The organism is Allosphingosinicella sp. (genome assembly GCF_035626655.1).
GTDB lineage: Bacteria > Pseudomonadota > Alphaproteobacteria > Sphingomonadales > Sphingomonadaceae > Allosphingosinicella.
In genome coordinates this window covers 116,340-135,202 of the sequence record NZ_DASPNF010000010.1, presented here as the reverse complement: position 1 = coordinate 135,202, position 18,863 = coordinate 116,340, and the positions used below count along the sequence as shown (strand labels likewise).

The 18,863-nt window shown below is 67.9% G+C and carries 21 protein-coding genes; 7 read left to right on the top strand and 14 right to left on the bottom strand.

What is annotated here, in order from left to right; genetic code table 11:
- Positions 1 to 264: 264 nt before the first annotated feature.
- Together VEC11_RS08945 and VEC11_RS08940 are read right to left on the bottom strand one after the other, a co-directional pair.
- Positions 265 to 648, bottom strand: coding sequence for a RidA family protein (locus tag VEC11_RS08945; protein ID WP_464130371.1), 384 nt, complete (start codon positions 646 to 648; stop codon positions 265 to 267).
- 177 nt (positions 649 to 825) lie between these two features.
- Positions 826 to 1,746, bottom strand: a complete 921-nt coding sequence (locus VEC11_RS08940) for a bifunctional helix-turn-helix transcriptional regulator/GNAT family N-acetyltransferase (protein ID WP_464130370.1) — start codon at positions 1,744 to 1,746, stop codon at positions 826 to 828.
- 97 nt (positions 1,747 to 1,843) lie between these two features.
- Here VEC11_RS08940 and VEC11_RS08935 point away from each other — a divergent pair, with 97 nt between their 5' ends.
- Positions 1,844 to 2,125: a DUF427 domain-containing protein gene (locus VEC11_RS08935; protein WP_464130369.1), complete on the top strand. Its 282-nt coding sequence runs from the start codon at positions 1,844 to 1,846 to the stop codon at positions 2,123 to 2,125.
- A gap of 160 nt (positions 2,126 to 2,285) precedes the next feature.
- Positions 2,286 to 2,462, top strand: a complete 177-nt coding sequence (locus VEC11_RS08930; protein WP_464130368.1) for a hypothetical protein — start codon at positions 2,286 to 2,288, stop codon at positions 2,460 to 2,462.
- Positions 2,463 to 2,465: 3 nt separating this feature from the next.
- Here VEC11_RS08930 and VEC11_RS08925 read toward each other — a convergent pair whose 3' ends face one another.
- From VEC11_RS08925 to VEC11_RS08885, 9 genes are all read right to left on the bottom strand, one after another.
- Positions 2,466 to 3,197: a tetratricopeptide repeat protein gene (locus VEC11_RS08925; protein WP_464130367.1), complete on the bottom strand. Its 732-nt coding sequence runs from the start codon at positions 3,195 to 3,197 to the stop codon at positions 2,466 to 2,468.
- 74 nt (positions 3,198 to 3,271) lie between these two features.
- The gene (locus tag VEC11_RS08920) at positions 3,272 to 3,730 is read right to left on the bottom strand and encodes a hypothetical protein (protein ID WP_464130366.1); all 459 of its coding nucleotides are present in this window, start codon (positions 3,728 to 3,730) and stop codon (positions 3,272 to 3,274) included.
- Positions 3,731 to 3,735: 5 nt separating this feature from the next.
- On the bottom strand, positions 3,736 to 4,770 hold the full coding sequence (gene queA, locus VEC11_RS08915; protein ID WP_464130365.1) for a tRNA preQ1(34) S-adenosylmethionine ribosyltransferase-isomerase QueA: 1,035 nt from the start codon (positions 4,768 to 4,770) through the stop codon (positions 3,736 to 3,738).
- Positions 4,771 to 4,780: 10 nt separating this feature from the next.
- Positions 4,781 to 5,644 (bottom strand): peptidylprolyl isomerase, encoded by an 864-nt coding sequence (locus VEC11_RS08910; protein WP_464130363.1) that lies wholly within the window; start codon positions 5,642 to 5,644, stop codon positions 4,781 to 4,783.
- A 56-nt stretch (positions 5,645 to 5,700) separates the two neighbouring features.
- On the bottom strand, positions 5,701 to 6,216 hold the full coding sequence (gene coaD / locus VEC11_RS08905; protein ID WP_464131199.1) for a pantetheine-phosphate adenylyltransferase: 516 nt from the start codon (positions 6,214 to 6,216) through the stop codon (positions 5,701 to 5,703).
- A gap of 100 nt (positions 6,217 to 6,316) precedes the next feature.
- Positions 6,317 to 7,201 carry a polyprenyl synthetase family protein gene (locus VEC11_RS08900; protein WP_464130362.1) on the bottom strand — a complete coding sequence of 295 codons (885 nt, stop codon included), beginning with the start codon at positions 7,199 to 7,201 and terminating at the stop codon, positions 6,317 to 6,319.
- Positions 7,202 to 7,207: 6 nt separating this feature from the next.
- On the bottom strand, positions 7,208 to 7,459 hold the full coding sequence (locus VEC11_RS08895; protein WP_464130361.1) for an exodeoxyribonuclease VII small subunit: 252 nt from the start codon (positions 7,457 to 7,459) through the stop codon (positions 7,208 to 7,210).
- Between the two features lie 43 nt (positions 7,460 to 7,502).
- Positions 7,503 to 8,480: an MBL fold metallo-hydrolase gene (locus tag VEC11_RS08890; protein WP_464130360.1), complete on the bottom strand. Its 978-nt coding sequence runs from the start codon at positions 8,478 to 8,480 to the stop codon at positions 7,503 to 7,505.
- A 118-nt stretch (positions 8,481 to 8,598) separates the two neighbouring features.
- Positions 8,599 to 9,288 (bottom strand): DUF1013 domain-containing protein, encoded by a 690-nt coding sequence (locus tag VEC11_RS08885; protein WP_464130359.1) that lies wholly within the window; start codon positions 9,286 to 9,288, stop codon positions 8,599 to 8,601.
- A 167-nt stretch (positions 9,289 to 9,455) separates the two neighbouring features.
- On the opposite strand from VEC11_RS08885, the gene VEC11_RS08880 reads away from it, so the two are divergent.
- From VEC11_RS08880 to VEC11_RS08865, 4 genes are all read left to right on the top strand, one after another.
- The gene (locus VEC11_RS08880) at positions 9,456 to 9,992 is read left to right on the top strand and encodes a hypothetical protein (protein ID WP_464130358.1); all 537 of its coding nucleotides are present in this window, start codon (positions 9,456 to 9,458) and stop codon (positions 9,990 to 9,992) included.
- Positions 9,993 to 10,049: 57 nt separating this feature from the next.
- Complete coding sequence (locus VEC11_RS08875) at positions 10,050 to 11,540, top strand: AMP nucleosidase (protein WP_464130357.1); 1,491 nt, start codon at positions 10,050 to 10,052, stop codon at positions 11,538 to 11,540.
- Positions 11,541 to 11,732: 192 nt separating this feature from the next.
- Positions 11,733 to 14,360 (top strand): TonB-dependent receptor, encoded by a 2,628-nt coding sequence (locus VEC11_RS08870; protein WP_464130356.1) that lies wholly within the window; start codon positions 11,733 to 11,735, stop codon positions 14,358 to 14,360.
- An 88-nt stretch (positions 14,361 to 14,448) separates the two neighbouring features.
- Entirely contained in the window at positions 14,449 to 14,898 is a 450-nt protein-coding gene (locus VEC11_RS08865) for a cytidine deaminase (protein WP_464130355.1), read from the top strand.
- Here VEC11_RS08865 and VEC11_RS08860 read toward each other — a convergent pair.
- The gene (locus tag VEC11_RS08860) at positions 14,895 to 15,845 is read right to left on the bottom strand and encodes an isopenicillin N synthase family dioxygenase (protein ID WP_464130354.1); all 951 of its coding nucleotides are present in this window, start codon (positions 15,843 to 15,845) and stop codon (positions 14,895 to 14,897) included. The genes VEC11_RS08865 and VEC11_RS08860 overlap by 4 nt on opposite strands.
- Positions 15,846 to 15,876: 31 nt before the next feature.
- Entirely contained in the window at positions 15,877 to 16,485 is a 609-nt protein-coding gene (locus tag VEC11_RS08855) for a TetR/AcrR family transcriptional regulator (RefSeq protein WP_464130353.1), read from the bottom strand.
- Between the two features lie 101 nt (positions 16,486 to 16,586).
- On the opposite strand from VEC11_RS08855, the gene VEC11_RS08850 reads away from it, so the two are divergent.
- Entirely contained in the window at positions 16,587 to 17,342 is a 756-nt protein-coding gene (locus tag VEC11_RS08850; protein ID WP_464130352.1) for a nitroreductase, read from the top strand.
- A gap of 42 nt (positions 17,343 to 17,384) precedes the next feature.
- Here VEC11_RS08850 and VEC11_RS08845 read toward each other — a convergent pair whose 3' ends face one another.
- Positions 17,385 to 18,863: a NupC/NupG family nucleoside CNT transporter gene (locus VEC11_RS08845; RefSeq protein WP_464130351.1), complete on the bottom strand. Its 1,479-nt coding sequence runs from the start codon at positions 18,861 to 18,863 to the stop codon at positions 17,385 to 17,387.

Genomic DNA, 18,863 nt, shown 5'->3' with positions numbered 1-18,863 from the left:
GCCCTTAGCGGCTCGCCGCGCGACGATTCAAGCAAGCGCTCCGGACCGCCGACCTACCTCACCTTGATGATCTCGCCATGCGCGAGCCGATCCAGGGCGCTCGGTGACCCTCACGCTTGCTTGGGCGCGTCCGCTGGCAGCAAGGTCTGCGCGGCATAGGCGAACAGGAAGAAGGGCAAGGCGGAATTGACCACGCCTGTGATCACATAGTGCTTCCAGTCCTGCAGCGCATCGCCGCGGAGCGCTTCGCGGAAGCGAAGGCGGCTAGGCCGCCGCGACGACCTCGATCTCAAGCAGCCACGCTTCGTCAAATAGGCCGCATATTATGACGGTGAGCGCCCGCGTACGCGCGCCCATGACCTCGGTGCGGATGGCGCGATTTTCGACCGCGTATTTGCGGTCCGAGAGAAAAGTCGTGGCCTTAACGACATTATCGAGCGTCATGCCGACCTCCGCGAGCTGCGCCTCGATGTTTCTCCAAATGAGCCGGCTTTGTTCGGCGAAGGAGCCCGGCACGGCGCCGTCGCGCGTCACCGGAACCTGGCCGCTGAAATACGCAAAGCGTGTCGCGCCGCTGACCTCGACGACTTGCGCATGGCCGACGGCGGGCTGCGGAGCGTCGGCGGCGTTGTGTGATGTGATTTTCATTATATGCAACATCCTTTCGAGCCCAACTTCGTGCGTTAGATCCAACGCCTCCTGCGGCCAACGTCACCGTCAAGCTTCGTCGACGGGTGGATTCCGTGCGAGGATTCTCGTCACTTCGTGAGCGTGCCGCGGAACCCGACCCGCGTCTTGATCCGCCCGCACAAATGTATCAGTGCGTCAGTACTGTGGCGCGCAGCCGTTGAGCGCCAACTCCCAGGTTTCGCCCTGCTCGGGCTTGCCGAATTCGTGATGGACCTCGGTTGAGACGATGCGGAAGCCGGCCGCCTCGTAGATGCGCCGCGCGGGGGCGAGCACGGTATGCGTCCAGAGCCGGATCCGCTCATAGCCGGCTTCCCCGGCGAAGCGGACGCATTCGTCGACCAAGGCGCTGCCGATACCGAGCCCCCGCGCCCAGGGCTCGACATGGAGCAGGCGGAGCTGGCCGACATTGTTGCCGGCATCGACGAGCAGCACGGCGCCCGCCATCATGCCCGCCCGCTCGGCGACCCAGCATTGCTCGCGGCCCGGCTTGAAGTCGCGCAGGAAGGCGGTGGTGACCTCGCCGAGCAGGATCTCCATCGGCCGCCCCCAGCCATAGGGCTCGTAGAGGATCGCCTGGCGCGAGGCGATGAGCGGGAGGTCGCCGGCGCGGAAGGTGCGGATCCGCCAAGGCGCGCTGCCGGCGCTGAGCAGGCCGGTCACCGTCTCCAGCGCGGCGATCAGACTGTCCTGCTCGCCGCCGCTCAGCCCCTCGAGCCGGGCGGCGGTCTCCGCCCGGGTCCGGGCGTTCAGCGCCTCGAAATAGGCGCGGCCCGCCCTGGTCAGGCTGATCGGCCGCCGCCGTGCATCCTCGCCCCGCCCCCGCTCGATCCAGCCCCTCGCCTGGAAGCGGCGCAGGATGCGGCTGACATAGCCGGCGTCGAGGCCGAGCTCGGCCTGCAGCTCCGCGGCGAGCGGGGCCTCGCGATTGGCGATCTCGTAGAGCAGGCGCGCCTCCACGAGCGAGAGGTCGCTGTCCATATAATGGGCGTCGAGCGCGCCCGCGAAGCGCGTGTAGAAGCGGTTGAACGCCCGCACCGCCGTGATCGCCTGCTCCATGGCGGCATTTGCGCGAAATTAGTTGACTATGTCAACTATCCTTTTGCCGCACGGCCTGCCTCCCTACGTTCGGCACGAACCCCAGAAGGAGCCCCCCATGGTCAAGGCAGTCTGGAATGGCGCGACCATCGCCGAGAGCGACGACACAATCGTCGTCGAGGGAAATCATTATTTCCCCCGCGCGGCGGTCGACGCCGCCTTGCTCCGGCCGAGCGACAGCCACACGATCTGCCCCTGGAAGGGCACGGCGAGCTATTACAGCCTGGTCGTCGACGGCGCGGAGAACAGGAACGCGGCCTGGTATTATCCCGAGCCCAAGCCCGCCGCCGCCGGGATCAGGGACCGGATCGCCTTCTGGAAGGGCGTCCAGGTCTGCTGAACATCTACGGCGCCCGCATCGATGGTGACAGCGGCCATTCCCTCGCAGGTCATTGCGGCTGGCGGCTGCGCGGCTAGGCTGAAGCGATGCTCGACCGACTTGCCTGGTTGCTGCTGGCGCTGCTGCATCCGCCGCGATCGTCCTGAGCTGCCTCTGGGCGATGGCCGATCCGCGCGTGCGCCGCCTGGCGAGCGTCGCCTGCGCGCTCTCGATGCTGTCCTTCCTGCTGCTCTACTGGCTGGCAGGCGCGCCGCCGGCGCTCCGTACGATCGCTCTCGCCGACCTGCTCTTCTTGCCGGTCCTGGCGTTCGCGGGCTGGCGCGCTTTCTCCGCCTGACGCTCAGGCAACCGGCACGTTCCGCTCCGCGTCGAGATCGCGGAAGCGAACGCGGTGGTTGGAATGACCATATTCGCGAAGGATCTGGTTGGCGCGGCTGGCCGCCTGCGCCGTCGTCGTGGAATCGAGCCCATATTCGGTGGCCGCCTGCTCCGCCCGGCTGTCGCCAAGCGTGGCCGCCACATACATCCATGCCAAGCCCTCCACCCGGTTCTCAGGCACGCCTTGGCCGAGGGTGTGGAGCAGGGCCATACCATAGAAGCCGCCGGCCGCGCCGAGGCGCGCCGCCTTGAGATAATAGAGTCGGGACTGCGCATAGTCGCGGGCGACGCCGCGGCCGTTCGCATACATCACGCCCATGCTGGCATTGGCCTCCGGGCTGTCCTGCGCGGCAGCGCGGCTGATCCAGCGAAACGCCTCGACAGCATCCTCGGCGACGCCCTCGCCCATATCCAGCATCACGCCGAGCCGCCATTGCGCCTGCCGGTGGCCGCGCTCGGCCGCCTGGCGGTAGAGGCTGACGGCGCGGGCCTTGTCCTCCCTGACATGCCGCCCTTGGTCGTAGAACCAGGCCAGAAACTCGATCGAGTCGAGGTCGCCTGCGCTGGCATTCCGTTCGACCAAGGCGAAGGCGGCGGCTTCGTCGCCTTGGTCCATGAGCTGCCGGGCCTGATCCGTGGCCGGCGAGGCCGCAACCAGGAGCAAGGCTAGCGAAGCAAGCAAGGTCACGCGCATGCCTGTCTCCCCGAAGGAAAGCGTCGGGCGCTTGTTATGTCACGAAGGAATGCGCCCGCCTATCGGCCAAAAGGTCAGCCGGTCGGGACGAAATGCTGGCGCAGGAAGCGGTTCCAGCCTTTCTTCGTCCGGTTCTCGACCGCGAAGTAGAAGCCCGGCCCGTCCTCCTCGACCGGCCAGTAGAGGAAACGGGCGACGCCGGCGGGCATCTGCGCCTCGAAGGCGATTGCCCCGGGATGGACATCGCTGCCGTCGGCGAGACGGCCCGACGAATGCTTGCCGTCGTTGGTGAAGGAAAAGAAGGCGAGCGCACCGTCCTCGCACGCCCCGAAAAAGGCGGTTTCCAGATAGTCGCGCCCGGGTCCGACCTCCCAGCACGCCTCGAGCCGGATCCAGCCCTTGCCAAAGGCAGCGAAGGTCCGCCTGCAGGCCATGTTCGAGGCGGGCGTGCCGCCTTCCCCCTGCTGCGTCCGCCACGTTCCGAGCAAAGGCTTCAGCGGCCCGAGCAGGCCCCGTCCCTTATTCCAGGCCATGACAATCATCCCCCCGGCAGCAGCAGGCTCGCATCCCCATAGGAATAGAAGCGGTAGCCCTGTTCAATAGCATGGGCATAGGCTCCCTGCATCGCCTCCAGCCCCATCAAGGCCGAGACCAGCATGAACAGGGTCGAGCGCGGCAGGTGGAAGTTGGTGAGCAGGCCGTCGATCGCGCGGAAGCGATAGCCGGGGGTGATGAAGATGGCGGTGTCGCCCTCGAACGGCCGGATCAGGCCAGCCGCGTCGGCGGCGCTTTCGAGCAGGCGAAGCGAGGTGGTGCCGACCGCGATGAGCCGCCCGCCGGCCGCCCGGGCCGCGTTGAGACGGTCGGCGGTGGCGGGGTGGATCCGCCCCCATTCGGCGTGCATGACATGATCCGCCGTGTCCTCCGCCTTGACCGGCAGGAAGGTGCCCGCGCCGACATGGAGGGTGAGCGTCTCACGGCCGATCCCCGCCTCTGCGAGTGCCGCCATCAGCGCCGGGGTGAAGTGCAATGCGGCGGTGGGCGCGGCGACCGCCCCTTCCTCGCGCGCGAACATGGTCTGATAATCGTCCCGGTCACGCGCATCGGCCTCGCGCCTGCCCGCGATATAGGGCGGCAGCGGCATCCGCCCGGCCCGCTCGAGCAGCAATTCGACCGGCTCCTCGCCCGCGAAGGTCAGCAGGAAGGCGCCGTCCGCGCTGCGCTCGCTCGCCACCGCTGCCACGCCCGCGCCGAACTCGATCCGGTCGCCTTCCCTAAGTCTCTTCGCGTTGCGGATGAACGCCCGCCAGGCGCGCGGCCCCTCGCGCTTGTGCAACGTGGCGCCGATCCGCGCCTCCCCCCGCCGCCCCTCGAGCTGGGCCGGGATCACGCGGGTATCGTTGAACACCAGCACGTCACCGGCGCGCAGCAGGGCCGGCAAATCACGCACCTCATGGTCGGCGAGCGCCCCGCCGGCGCCGACGCGAAGCAGCCGCGCCGCATCGCGCGGGCTGGCGGGCCTCAGCGCGATGCGGTCGGACGGGAGCGCGAAGTCGAAAAGGTCGACGCGCACGCGCCGGCGGTTACTGGCCCCGCCGCTGCCGGGGCGGCGCGCCCTCGGCGCGGACCGGTTCGAGCGGACGGTAGGTGGGCGGCTGCGGCACGGCGGGCCCGACGCCGTTGCGGGTGGCCGCGGTCGGCGCGGCGGTCGCCGCGACCGAAGCCAGCCGCGCCGTCTCCGCCTGAATCTGCTCGGCGGTCATCGCCGGCACGTTCTCGGAGCCGAGGCTCGCGCGCAGGATGCGGCTCGGCTGCGCCGGCGGCTCGCCCCGCTCGATCCCGTCGACATAGTTCATGCCGCTGACCACCCGGCCGAACACGGTGTAGGTCCGGTCCATCTGCAGACGCGGCACGAACATGATGTAGAACTGGCTGTTGGCGCTGTTCGGGTCCTGGGCACGGGCCATGCCGACCGCGCCGCGCAGGTGCATGCCGCCGTTGAACTCGGCCGGCACGTCCGGCAGCGTCGAGCCGCCCATGCCGCTATTCTGCGGGTCGCCGCCCTGGGCCATGAAGCCCTCGATCACGCGGAAGAAGGCGAGACCGTTGTAGAAGCCCTGGCGGGTCAGCGTCTTGATCCGCTCGACGGTCTGCGGCGCCACGTCCGGACGCAGCTGGATCACCACGCGGCCGCCGGTCGACAGATCCAGATTCCAGGTATTGTCGGCCTCGAGCGGCGGCGGCGGCGGTGCTGTCCGCGGCGCCGTGGCGGTCGGCTGGGTCTGGGCCGCCGGCTGGGCCGGGGCCTGCGCGGCCGGCGCCGGGGCCTCGGCCTGAGGCTGCTGCGCGGGCGCAGGGGCGGGCGCGGGCTGCGCCTCCTGGGCTGCGAGCGGAGCGGAAAACATGAAGCCGCACAGACCGGCGGCGAGAGCGAACAGACGCGACATTGAATTTAACCCCGATTCCCGATTTGTCCTTGCTCTAGAGCCACTAGAGCCGTCTCTCAAGCCTTGGCGCCGCCCTTCCGGCCGATATGATCCACGCGCTGGCGCACTTCGTCGGCCACAGCGGGGGTGACGAAGCGGGAAATCTCCCCGCCATAAAGCGCGATTTCCTTGACCAGCTTGGACGCGATCGGCTGCAGCGAGACGTCGGCCATCAGGAAGACGGTCTCGATATCCGGGTTCAGCTGCTGGTTCATCCCCGCCATCTGATATTCATATTCGAAGTCGGCGACGGCGCGCAGGCCGCGCACGATCATCGAGGCCCCCTGCGCCTCGGCGAAGTCCATCAGCAGGGAATCGAAGGCGACCACGCTGAGCGTCGCGCCGTCCTTCACCGCCGCCATCTCGCGCTCGACCATGGCGAGCCGCTCGGCGACGGTGAACATCGGCGACTTGCTGGGATTGGTGGTGACCCCGATGACCAGCCGGTCGACCAGATGCGCGGCGCGCCGGATGATATCCATATGGCCGAGCGTGATCGGATCGAACGTGCCGGGATAGACGCCAGTGCGCATCATGCTTCTCTCTCGTCATTCCAGCGCAGGCTGGAATCGAGGCGGTCCCGCCGTCCCGAAATCCGTCCGGACCCCAGCCTGCGCTGGGGTGACGAAATAATCAATGGTCCCGCTCGACCGCGAAGCGCGCCACTGCCCGGAGCAGCTCCGCATCCTCGCCGAAGCCGTGGAGATGGGCGATGGCCTGCTCGACCAGAAGGTCCGCCTGGCGCCGCGCCCGCTCGGGCCCGAGCAGCGAGACGAAGGTCTGCTTGCCCGCCGCCCTGTCCTTGCCGACCCGCTTGCCGGCCTTCTCCTCCTGCCCCTCATGGTCGATCAGGTCGTCGGCGATCTGGAAGGCGAGGCCGACGTCGCGGGCATAGCCCCGGAGCCCGGTGCGGCCGTCGACCGGCGCCCGTCCCATGATCGCGCCCGCCTCGACGCACCAGCCGATCAGGGCCCCCGTCTTCAGCTGCTGGAGGCGGGTGACGGCGGGGAGGTCGAGCCCCATCTCGCCGGCCTTGAGGTCCATCATCTGCCCGCCCGCCATGCCGGCCGGCCCGGCCGCGCGGGCGAGCTCGACGACCAAGTCGGCGCGGACGAACGGATCCTCGTGCGTCGCCTCGTCGGCGAGGATCTCGAAGGCCAGGGCGTGGAGCGAATCCCCCGCCAGGATCGCGGTCGATTCCTCGAAGGCGCGGTGCAGGGTCAGCTTGCCGCGCCTGAGGTCGTCATCGTCCATGCTCGGCAGATCGTCGTGGATCAGCGAGTAGACGTGGATGCACTCGACCGCGAGCGCGACCCGCATCGCCCGCGCGCGGTCGACCTTGAACAGGTCGCAGGCGGCGACGACGAGCAGGGGCCTGATCCTCTTGCCGCCGCCGATCGCCGCATAGCGCATCGCCTCGTAGAGCCGCGCCCGCGCATCCTCGGGCACGGGCAGCAGCGCATCGAAGGCGCGGTCGATGCCGGCGCCGACCTCTTCGAGCGCGGCGGTGAGCGGCATGCCCGCTCAGTCCGCGCCGAAGGGAGCCGTACCCGTCGGCGCGCCGTTGGGCCCCAGCTGGATCTGCTCGATCCGCGCCTGCGCCGCCTTCAGCCGCGCCTCGCATTGCTGCTTGAGCCGGTCGCCCTCCTCGTAGAGCCGGATCGCTTCGTCGAGCGCCGCTTCGCCGCTCTCCAGTTTGCGCACGATCTCCTCGAGCCGCTTCAGCGCGTCCTCGAACGAGAGGGCGGAGACGTCCTGCGGTGTCTGGTCAGCCATGGCCGGTGCTTTGATCCGGTCGGGCCCGACGGTCAAGCCGCGGTCAAGCCGCCGCCCGGTACCAATAGGCCCCGTCGCGCACCTCGCGGACAGCACGACCGGTCACTTCGAGATGGCGGAGGTGCGCCATCGCCTCGCCCGTCGCGAGGCCGTAGACGCCGTCGCCGATCGCGCGGCCGAACAGGACCGGGAAGCAGTCAACCGCGCGCTTCGGTTCGGCCAGGTGGGCGTGGAGCGCGTCGAGGCGGCCGGCATGGCCCGTCGCCAGCGCGTCGAGGCGGGCGTGGAGGCCGGTAAAGGGTTCGCCATGGGCGGGCAGGACCAGCAGGTCGTCCGGCAATTGGCGGAGCTTCGCGATCGAGGCCAGCCACTCGCCGAGCGGATCCGCCTCCGGCTCGCTGAGGCTCAAGGAGACGTTGGAAGTGATCCGGGGCAGCACCTGGTCGCCCGCGATCATCAGCTTGCCCGCGTCGTCGACCAGGCAGGCATGTTCGGGCGAATGGCCGGAACCGGTCACCACCCGCCAGGTCCGGGCGCCGACCTGCACCAGGTCGCCGTCCTGCAGCCGCACCATCGCCACCGGGATCGGGCTCACCATTGCGGCGAACCGCCCCCAGCCCCTGGCGGCCTCGGCCTCGATCCTTTCCTCGCTCCACCCGGCGGCGCGCCAGTAGGCGAAGGCCTCGGGCGGCGGCGCGTCGCGCACGTCGGTGGTCAGCATGCGGCCGAACAGCCACTCGCCCCGCGTCATCCAGAGCCGCACGCCGAACCTTTCGGCCAGCCAGCCGGCAAGGCCGAGATGGTCGGGATGGAAATGGGTGCAGATCACCCGGGTCACGTCGCGCCCGGCCAGCGGCCCGGCGAACACCGCCTCCCAGGCCTCGCGCGCGGGCGGGATGTTGAGGCCGGTGTCGACGATGGCGACGCCGCCTTCGTCCTCGAGCAGCCAGAGGTTGATATGGTTGAGCGAACCGGGGACCGGCGAGCGCGTCCAGCCGATGCCCTCGGCGAGCGGGATCACGGCCCCGTATTCGGGCCCGGTCCGGCCGAGCGGATAGGTCAGCCCCTTGTGCGAATAGGGCGCGTCGACCAGCGACGCGTCGGGCGCCGCCGCTTCCGCCGCGGGCGGGGAAGCGGGGTCAGCTTTTGAAGAGGTTGTCAGCGTTCAGTTCCGTCTCGGCCTCTACTTCGCCGCTCTCCGCGGCGAGCGCCGCCTCGGCCTCGCGGGCCTGGGCCTCGCGCTCGGCGCGCAGCTCCTCGAGCAGCGCCTCGCGGTCGGTGTCGAGGCGGGCGTCGGTCGGCGCCTCGGCGCCGCGCGCCTTGGCCGCCTTGGCGACCGCAGCGTCGAGCTCGCGCTGCGAGGTGAGGCCCAGGGTCACCGGATCCTTGGGCTGGATGTTGGCGATGTTCCAGTGCGTGCGCTCGCGCAGTGCCTGGATGGTCGACCGCGTCGTGCCAATCAGCTTGCCGATCTGGCCGTCGGAAAGCTCGGGATGATTGCGCAGAAGCCAGGCGACGCCGTCCGGCTTGTCCTGCCGCTTGGAGACCGGAGTATAGCGCGGACCCTTGGTGCGCACCGCCTGGTCCGGCTCCTTCTGCATCTGCAGCCTGTAGTCGGGATCGGCCTGCCCCCGCTCGATCTCGTCCTGCGTCAGCTCGCCCGAGCGCAGGGGATCGCGGCCGGTCAGCTTTGTGGCGGCGGTATCGTCGGCGATCGCCTGCACCTCCAGGATGTGCAGGCCGCAAAATTCGGCGATCTGCTGGAAGGTCAAAGCGGTGTTGTCGACCAGCCAGGAAGCGGTCGCATGGGGCATGAGCGGCTGGGCCAATTGGTCCTCCAGAAATGATAAGGGCCGCCCCTTCACGGAGCGGCCAGCTTCGCGAAACGATTTAGGGGAGGCGTCGATCCGAAGCAACCCAAAGCTTCGTCTCCATCTACGAAGGTTGCCCGATGCCGCGGCTCCGCCTATTTCGGCGCGCAAGGAGTTAATTTCCAATGCTGTTCGCCGCTTTGGCCGCCATGCTTGGCTGGGCGGCGCCCGACACGCCGCCGGACCCGTTCGAGCCGCCTTTGCCGCGGCCGATGGCGGTCGAGACCGTGCGCGACCCGATCACCGACGATCTGCGCGTGCAGGCGACGCTGCGCGACCAGGACCGGCGCCTGACCCTCGCCTGCGATCCGCACGATTTCGAGTTCATCCGCGTCACCTTCACCTCCAACCGCTGGCTGGTGCGCGGCAATTTCATCACCCGCGAGCGGCCGCTCATCTACCGGTTCGACGACAACCGGCCGGTCCGGCTGGTCTGGATCGTGAAGGACCGCGAGGGGCGCCTGGCGGGCCGAAACCGGGTCGGCGACTTCCTGCGCGGGCTGATCGACGCCGACGAGGTCGTGTTCCGCACCCGCGACGTCGAGAGCAACCGGATCCTGCTCCGCTTCCGCATCGTCGGCGCGCGCGAGGCGGTGGACCAGCTGCTGCGCCAGTGCGGCGAGACCGAGCTGCACAACCGGATCTTCAGCCCGCCGCAATAGTCCGGGGAGCCGCCCGCGGTTTGACAGGAGGCGTCCGGAAGCGGAAATGGCCTCTGCATGAACAAAGAAAAGAACGAAAAAAACACGGGGGGAATCACCAAAGTCGAGGATATTCCGCGCGTTATCGAGGCGCTCCGGGACATTTATGACGAATCGGTCGCCAACCTCCGCAACGCCCTCGCCCGTTACCTGAAGACCGGCGAGCGCCCCGATCCCAAGGCGCGGGCCCAGGGCCTGTTCGCCTATCCCGAGCTCCGGCTCGACTATCGCTACACGAGCATCGAGGCGGTGCCGCCGCGCGCCTTCGGCCGGCTCAACCAGCCGGGCCTCTACGCGACCAGCGTGTCGCGGCCCCACCTGTTCCGCAAATATCTGACCGAGCAGCTCACCTATCTGATCAACGATTATGACGTGGAGGTCTCGGTCGGCCGCTCCGCCAGTGAGATCCCCTATCCCTATGTGCTGGACGGCACGGACGACCTGAGGCTCGACGGCGCGCAGGCGGCGGATCTCTCGCTCTGGTTCCCGACCACCGAGCTTTCCCATATTGGCGACGAGCTCTCGGACGGCGCCTGGCTGCAGCCGGTCGGGGCGCCGCGCCCGCTCTCCCTGTTCGACGGTCCGCGCGTGGATTTCAGCCTGGCGCGGCTCCGCCACTATACGGGCACGCCCTCCGAGCATACGCAGCGCTACCTGCTGTTCACCAACTATGTCCGCTATGTCGACGAGTTCGTGCGCTGGGCGGTGGACGAGCTGAACAAGCCGGACAGCCCCTATCGCGCGCTCTCCGCCGCCGGCGGGGTCTATGTGACCAGGGACACGCCCGACGCGGTCGCCGCGGTGATGGAGGGGGGCTGGCGGCGCCACCAGATGCCCGCCTACCATCTGATCGCCACCCGTGGCGAAGGGATCAGCCTGGTCAATATCGGCGTCGGCCCCTCCAACGCCAAGACGATCTGCGACCATCTGGCGGTGATGCGGCCCGAGGTCTGGCTGATGATCGGCCATTGCGGCGGCCTGAGGCCCAGCCAGTCGATCGGCGATTATGTCCTCGCCCACGCCTATCTGCGCGACGACCATGTCATGGACGACGTGCTCCCCACCGAGGTGCCGATCCCGGCCATCGCCGAGATTCAGCAGGCCTTGTTCGACGCCGCGATCGAGATCACCGGCGAGGCGCCGCAGGAACTCAAGCAAAGGCTGCGCACGGGCACCGTCGTCACCACCGACGACCGCAATTGGGAGCTGCGCTTCACGCTCTCCGCGCTGCGCTTCAACCAGTCCCGCGCCGTCGCGATCGACATGGAATCCGCGACCGTCGCCGCCCAGGGCTATCGGTTCCGGGTGCCTTACGGGACCTTGCTCTGCGTCTCTGACAAGCCGCTGCACGGCGAGATCAAGCTGCCGGGACAGGCCAATGCCTTTTACGAGCGGGCGATCAGCCAGCATCTGCGAATCGGTATCGAGACGCTACGCATCCTGAGGCGCGAGGGCGCCGCCCTCCACTCACGGAAGCTGCGGGCCTTCGATGAACCGCCTTTCCGCTAGCGCCTGGCGAATGCCGTAGAAACCGCAGATTTCCGCCAGTTTCTCCGACGGCCAATTCGCAGCTGCAGCATTCGCGCAACGCTTTGAAAAGATTCTGCGACCAGCCGCCCAGAGAGTCTTTGAACCGTCAAAAAGCGGGCGCTATAGGCGATTATCCAGGCGAAGTTACCGTCTCTCGGGGGAATCAAATCCATGAAGAAAATCGCACTTCTTTGCGCAACCACTGCGTTCGTGCTGCCCGGCTATGCCATGGCGCAGTCGACCGGCACCATCGCGACGGAGGAGGACAGCACCGTCGTCGTCACCGGCAACCGCACCCGCGACGTGAACGGCATCACCGTTCCCGATACCGCGAAGGCCCAGGGCGTGCTCGGCCAGGAGCTGATCCAGACGCAGGCGCCGGGTCAGTCGATCCTGCAGACTGTCAACCTCGTCCCCGGCGTGAACTTCACGAACGCGGATCCCTACGGCTCCTCGGGCGGCAACCTCCGCATCCGCGGCTTCGACGGCAACCGCGTCTCGCTGACCTTCGACGGCATTCCGCTGAATGACTCGGGCAATTATGCGATCTTCTCCAACCAGCAGCTCGATCCGGAGCTGATCGAGCAGGTCAACGTCAACCTGGGCCAGACCGACGTCGACAGCCCGACCGCCTCGGCGGCCGGCGGCACCGTCAACTATCGCACGATCCTGCCCTGGCGCGAGATCGGCGCCCGCGCCGCCGGCTCGATCGGCGATTTCGACTATCGCCGCATCCACGTACAGCTGCACAGCGGCGAATGGTGGGAGAATGGTCCGCGCGCCTTCATCGCCTATTCCAACGCCCGCAACGACCTGTTCCGCGGCCCGGGCGAGATCTACAAGCAGCAGGTCAACGCCCGCATCTACTATCCGCTCGGCGCAAGCGGCGACTTCGTCTCCATCTCCGGTCACTACAACCGGAACCGCAACAACTTCTATCGCAACCCGTCGTTCAACGACCTCCGGAACACCGCTTTGCCCGGCGGCCAGGTGGGCATCCTCGGCACCGCCGTCGTCCCGGCCGTGGACACGACGATCCCGATCGTGCCGGTGGAAGTCGGCGCCAATTACAGCGAGCAGCAGTGGGACGCGATCTTCGCGTTCAACAACTTTGCCACCTGCACCCGGGCCTCGGAGCCGGGCGGCGCCGGACGGCAGGACGACAATGGCGGACCGCTGCCGAACGGCACCGGCGCCCAGCTTGGCGGCGGCGCAAACAACGTCCTCAACACGTCGAGCTGCTCCAACTTTGCGGGTGTGAGGATCAATCCGTCCAATACGGGCAACATCCGCATCAACGGCCGCTTCACGCTCGCCGACAACCTGATCCTGACGGTCGATCCCAGCTATCAGTATGTGCTCGCCAATGGCGGCGGCTCGACTGCCATCAACGAGAACGACATCCGCGTGCGCGGCGGCACGCCGGCCTCGCCGGGTGTCGACTATAATGGCGACGGCGACTTCCTGGACCGCATCCGGTTCTACACGCCGAACAACACCAACACGCATCGCATCGGCGTCACCGCGTCGCTGATCTGGGACGTGGCGGAAAATCATCGTCTGCGTTTCGCCTACACCTTCGACCGGGCCCGGCATCGCCAGACCGGCGAGTGGGGCTTCCTCGACGCCGACGGCAATCCGGAGAGCCCGTTCAGCGGCCGCAACGCCACGCCCGTGCTCGACGCGACCGGCTTCCAGTTCCAGCAGCGCGATCGTCTCTCGATCGCCATGCTCCACCAGGTTGCCGGCCAGTATATCGGCCGCTTCTTCGACGAGCGCCTGCGCGTCGAGGTCGGTCTGCGTGCACCGTTCTTCAGCCGCGATCTGGAGCAGCGCTGCTATACGGAGGCCCGTGGCGCCGGCTTCGCCTATTGCACCAGCGAGGCGGCGGCCACGCTGCGCATCATCGGCCCGAACGATCCGGTGCCGGCCGCCGGCGCGACGCCTTATTATGCCCCGTTCGAGGCGGAGTATAAGTTCGACGCGCTGCTGCCGAACATCGGCCTGGTGTACAATTTCGGCGGCGGCTTCAGCGCCTTCGCCTCCTACGCCAAGGGCTTCTCGGCGCCGCGTACCGACAACCTGTACCGCGCTCCGATCGTGGAGATCGATCCGGAGAAGACCGACGCGTTCGACTTCGGCGTCCGTTTCTCCCGGAGCAACGTCCAGGCGCAGGCCACCGGCTGGGTCATCAACTACTCCAACCGGATCGTGACCTCGTTCAACCCGGAGCTGGGCATCTCGATCGACCGCAACGTCGGCGAGGTGAAGAGCTATGGTCTCGACGCGGCCGTCGCCTGGCAGCCGATCCCGGAGCTCAGCCTGTACGCGCTCGGCTCGTACATCCATGCCGAGCTGCAGGACAATGTGAACATCAGCGCGCCGGCCGGCACCAATTGCGGCAGCTCGCCCACCAGCGTTCCGGTGGGCTGCGCCCCGACCGCGGGCCGGATGGTTCCGGAAACGCCTGAATGGTCCTTCGGCGGCCGCGCCCAGGCGAACCTCGGGCCGTTCACCTTCGGCGTGCAGGCCAAGTGGGTCGATGTCCGCTTCGCCACCGACGTCAACGACATCCTCGTCGACGACTATACGGTCGTGGACGCGGATATCCGCTTCGACCTCGGCTCGGTCGGCCTGCCGGACAGCTTCGTCCAGTTCAACGTGACGAACCTGTTCGACGAGCGCTACTTCGGCAACATCAGCACCCAGATCAACGGTGCCGGCAACCCGAACTTCTCGACGGGCTCGCCGCAGACCTTCATGCTGACGCTGAACCTGGCGTGGCGTGCGGGCCGCTGACCGGCTGACTGACGACTGATTGGGGGCGCCGCGGGCCAGGCTCGCGGCGCCCCTTCTCTTTGCGCGCGATGCGATTAAGCTCGTCCGGATGAGCAACGACCCACTCGTCGAGCGCGCGCGCGAAGCGGCGCTCAAGGCCTATGCCCCCTATTCCAGGTTCAGCGTCGGCGCCGCCGTCGAATCCGTGGACGGCGAGATCGCGCTCGGCGCCAATATGGAAAATGCCTGCTACCGGCTCGGCATCTGCGCCGAGATCAGCGCGCTGACTGCGGCGCGCCAGGCCTTCGGGCTCGACCGGGTGAAGCGGATCGCGGTCGCCGGCGGCCATGTCGGCGCGGACGGCCGGCTGACCGGCGCCGGACCCGTCACCCCCTGCGGCGGCTGTCGCCAGGCGATCTACGAGGCGGCGGACCTCTCGGGAATCGACATCGAGGTGATCTCGTCCAACGGCGACGGCACCGAGACCATCGCCAGCACGATCCGCACCCTGCTCCCGCACGGCTTTGGCCCGGCGAGCCTGGCGGATGCCGGTGACTAGACCAGCTTGATCTCCCTGAGCCGCTCCTGAAGATACTCGTCGGCCGTGATCGGCTCCGGATAGAGGTTCGGCCGCTCCGCGCTGATGCAGTTCGGCAGGGTCTCGATGCAGAAATCCGAGCGGAAGTGGAGGAAGAAAGGCATCGAGTAACGCGAGACGCCGCGCCGCTCGGGCGGCGGGTTCACCACCCGGTGGGTGGTCGACTTCATCACATTGTTGGTCAGGCGCTGCAGCATGTCGCCGATATTGACCGCGAGCGCGCCCGGCGGCGGCGTCACCGGCAGCCAGTCGCCGTCCTTGTCGAGCAGCTGCAGCCCCGCCTCCTCGGCGCCGAGCAGCAGGGTGATCGTGTTGATGTCCTCGTGCGCCCCGGCGCGGACATTGGGGCCGTCGCCCGGGATCGGCGGGTAATGGAGCAGGCGCAGGATCGAATTGCCGTCCCTGACCGTGTCGACGAAATAATCGTGCGGCAGGTCCAGATAGCGGGCGATCGCCTCCAGCAGCTTGGCGCCGGTCGCGTCGAAGGCGGCGAACAGCTCGAGGAAGGTGGCCTTGAAGGACTCGACCTCCTCCGGCCACACATTGGGCGGCATGCTGTCCTCATATTTGTGCCCGGGCGGCAGCTCGCGCGCCACGTGCCAGAATTCCTTGAGGTCGTAATTCACCGCGCCCTTCGCGGTCTCGATGCCGAACGGCGTGTAGCCGCGGGCGCCGCCCTTCCCGGCAAGGTGGTAGCGCCGCTTCACCTCGTCCGGCAGCGCGAAGAAGGCCCTGGCCTTCTCCTCGGCGCGGTGGATCAGGTCGGCCGGGATGCCGTGATCGGCGACGATGGCGAAGCCGTAGCGTTCGAACGAGCGGCCGAGCTCCTCGGAGAAGCCCTCGGGATCGCGGTCCGCATCGAGCAGCGAGACGGAGGCGACGGATTTTGCGGGTGCGAGCGTGTCCATCCCCGCCTTTTAGTGCAATGCGGCGTCTAGCTCAAACCGGGGCGATCCCGCGCCGGAACAGGGCCGCAATGCCGGCCGCGTCGCGCTCCGTGTCCCAGTCGAGCTGCGGGGCGACCTGGAGCCGGCCGAGCAGATAGCCGAGATTGAGGCTGATGAAGCCATGTGCGAGCAGGCGCGTATCCGCGAAATCCGCAATTTCGCCGGCTGCCTTCAGCGCGTCGAGACATTGGACCAAAGGCTGCCAGATGCCGGCGCGCCAGGTTTCGGCGTAGCGCATCTTGAAGCCCTCGTTCTGGATGATCTCCATCAGGAAGAGACGGCCGACATGCGAGCGGGTCGTTGGCGATTCGAGCCGCTCGGCGATCAACCGGCGATGCCAGCCCTCGAACGCGTCCAGCGTCAGCGGCGGATCGGTCATGAGATCGGCGAAGCGCGATCGTGCGACCTGCGTGGTGGCGACCATGTCGAGCACGGCGGTCAGCAATCCCTCCTTGCTGCCGAATTGCTTGAACAGGGTCCGCTCGGTGCTGCCGGCCCGCTCGGCGATCTCGCGGGTCGTCAACGCGGCGATGCCCTTTTCCGTGATCAGCCTCGCCGTGGCCTGCAGCAAAGCCAGCCTTTTCGCCTCTCCGCGCTTCATTTCACTCACAAAACAGTCCCTTGCGGAAAAGTATAGTGCATACTTTACATCTGGTGCGAATCAAAGTATAGTCCTTGCTATACAAGCGCAAGGAGGTTCCAATGTTCGCCGAATCCAGGCTCTCTGCCCGCCCCTGGCTGACGGCGCCGCTCGTCGACGAGACGATCGCGTCACGCCGCGCCATCCGCCGCTATCTCCCGCAGACGGTGCCGGTCCGGGCCGTGCACGACATATTGGAGATCGCCCGGCACGCGCCGAGCGCGAGCAACATCCAGCCCTGGCGCTGCCATGTGCTGACCGGCGCAGCGCGCGACCGGCTGGTTGCGGAGGCGCTGGCCGCCTTCCGCGCCGACGGGCCGCGGGCGCTGTCCAGCGAGTATGAATTCTACCCCGCCGAGCTGCCCGAGGCCTTCCAGGGCCGCCGCGCCGCCTTCGGGGCAAAGCTGGGCGGTGCGCTCGGCATCGCGCAGGCGGACATCGCCGCGCGGCTGCACGTCATGGCCCGGAACTTCATGTTCTTCGAGGCGCCGGTCGGGATCATCTTCACCATCGACCGCCGGCTCGAGCGGGCCAGCCTGCTCGATTATGGCTGCTTCCTGCAGAACGTGATGTTCGCGGCCCGGGCGCGCGGCCTCGACACCTGCCCGCAGCAGACCTGGGCGATGATGCACCGCGTCATCCGGCCGGTGCTCGGCCTCGGCGAGGAGGAGATGGTGGTCTGCGGCATGGCGATGGGCTTCGCCGATCCGGAGGCGCCGGAGAACATGCTCGGCCTGGCCAAGGAGGCACCGGCGCGGTTCGCGGCCTTCTACGAGGAGCTTGCGGACGAGGAGGAACTGCTCTGCGTCGCCGCATGACGGCGCGGGGAAAGCTCCAGCCCGACTGCTTCGACAACGGGCCTATTGCGCGTTGACGGCGTTCGCCGCCGCGGGTGCCTGGGCGCTGGCCTGGTTGGCGGCTGCCGGCGCTGTGGCGGCTCCGTTCGCAGCCGCCGGCGCGGCCGCGGCAGCCGCGGGCGGCGGCGGCGGCGCGGTGGTCGGCACTGCGGTCGCCGTGAGGATCAGCCCGGCAAGCGCCGCGCTCATCAGGTTGGAGAGCGAGCCCGCGAGCAACGCCTTGAGTCCGAGTTTGGCGATCATCGGCCGCTGGTTGGGCGCGAGCCCTCCGGTCACGGCCATCTGGATGGCGATCGAGCTGAAATTGGCGAAGCCGCACAGCGCGAAGGTCACCACCGCAACCGTGTAGGGCGAGAGCGTTCCCCGCGCCTGCCCGAGATCGATGAAGGCGACGAATTCGTTCAGGACCACCTTGGTGCCGAACAGGCTGCCGGCGGCGGCTGTCTCGTTGCCGGGCACGTTCAGCATGTACATGACCGGCTGGAAGATCTTGCCGATGATATATTGGAAGCTGAGGTCTGGCTGATTGAACCAGCCGCCGATGCCGCCGAGAATGCCGTTGGCGAGCGCGACCAGGGCGACGAAGGCGAGCACCATCGCGCCGACCGCCACCGCCAGCTTGACGCCGGTCGCGGCGCCGTTGGCGGCCGCCATGATGACGTTCGCGGGCCGCTCCTCGCCATGGTCGTCCTCGCCCACCGGCTCCGGCTCGACCCCTCGCGCCGCGGGATCGTCCGGCATGATCATCTTGGCCATGAGGATGCCGCCCGGCGCCGACATGAAGCTCGCCGCCAGCAGATAAGGCAGGTAATATTGCGCCTGGTTTCCAAACATCGCGGCATAGGCCAGCAGGATTGTGCCCGCGACGCCCGCCATGCCCACGCTCATGATGCAGAAAAGCTGCGAGGGCGTGAGGTTCGCGAGATAGGGACGGATCACCAGCGGGCTTTCCGACTGGCCGACGAAAATGTTGGCGGCCGAGCCAAGCGATTCCACGCGGGTGATGCCGGTCACCAGCCGGATCGCGCCGCCCACCCATTTGATGATGAGCTGCATGATCCCGAGATAGTACAGGATCGAGATCAAGGCGGCGAAGAAGATGATCACCGGCAGGGCCGAGATCGCAAAAGCATGTCCCGCGTTGGTGCAGCCGAAGCTGGTCGTTGCCGCCACGCTTTCCGCGGTCACCGGCGCCCCGTTGTTCACGTCCGGAACGGCAAGCAGGCAGGCATCATTGGCCAGACCGCCGAAAATGAAGCTGGTGCCGGCATGGGCATAGCCGAGCAGGCTGGTGACGCCGTTCGACATCGCACCGATCACATTCTGGCCCCAGGTCGTGCCGAGGACCATGGCGGCGAGCGCGGCCTGCAGCGCGAAGGCCGCGCCGACGACCCTGAGATTGATCCATTTCCGGTTCGACGAGAAGGCGAGGGCGATGAGGAGGATCAGCAGGATCCCGCCGATGCCGATAACATATTGCAT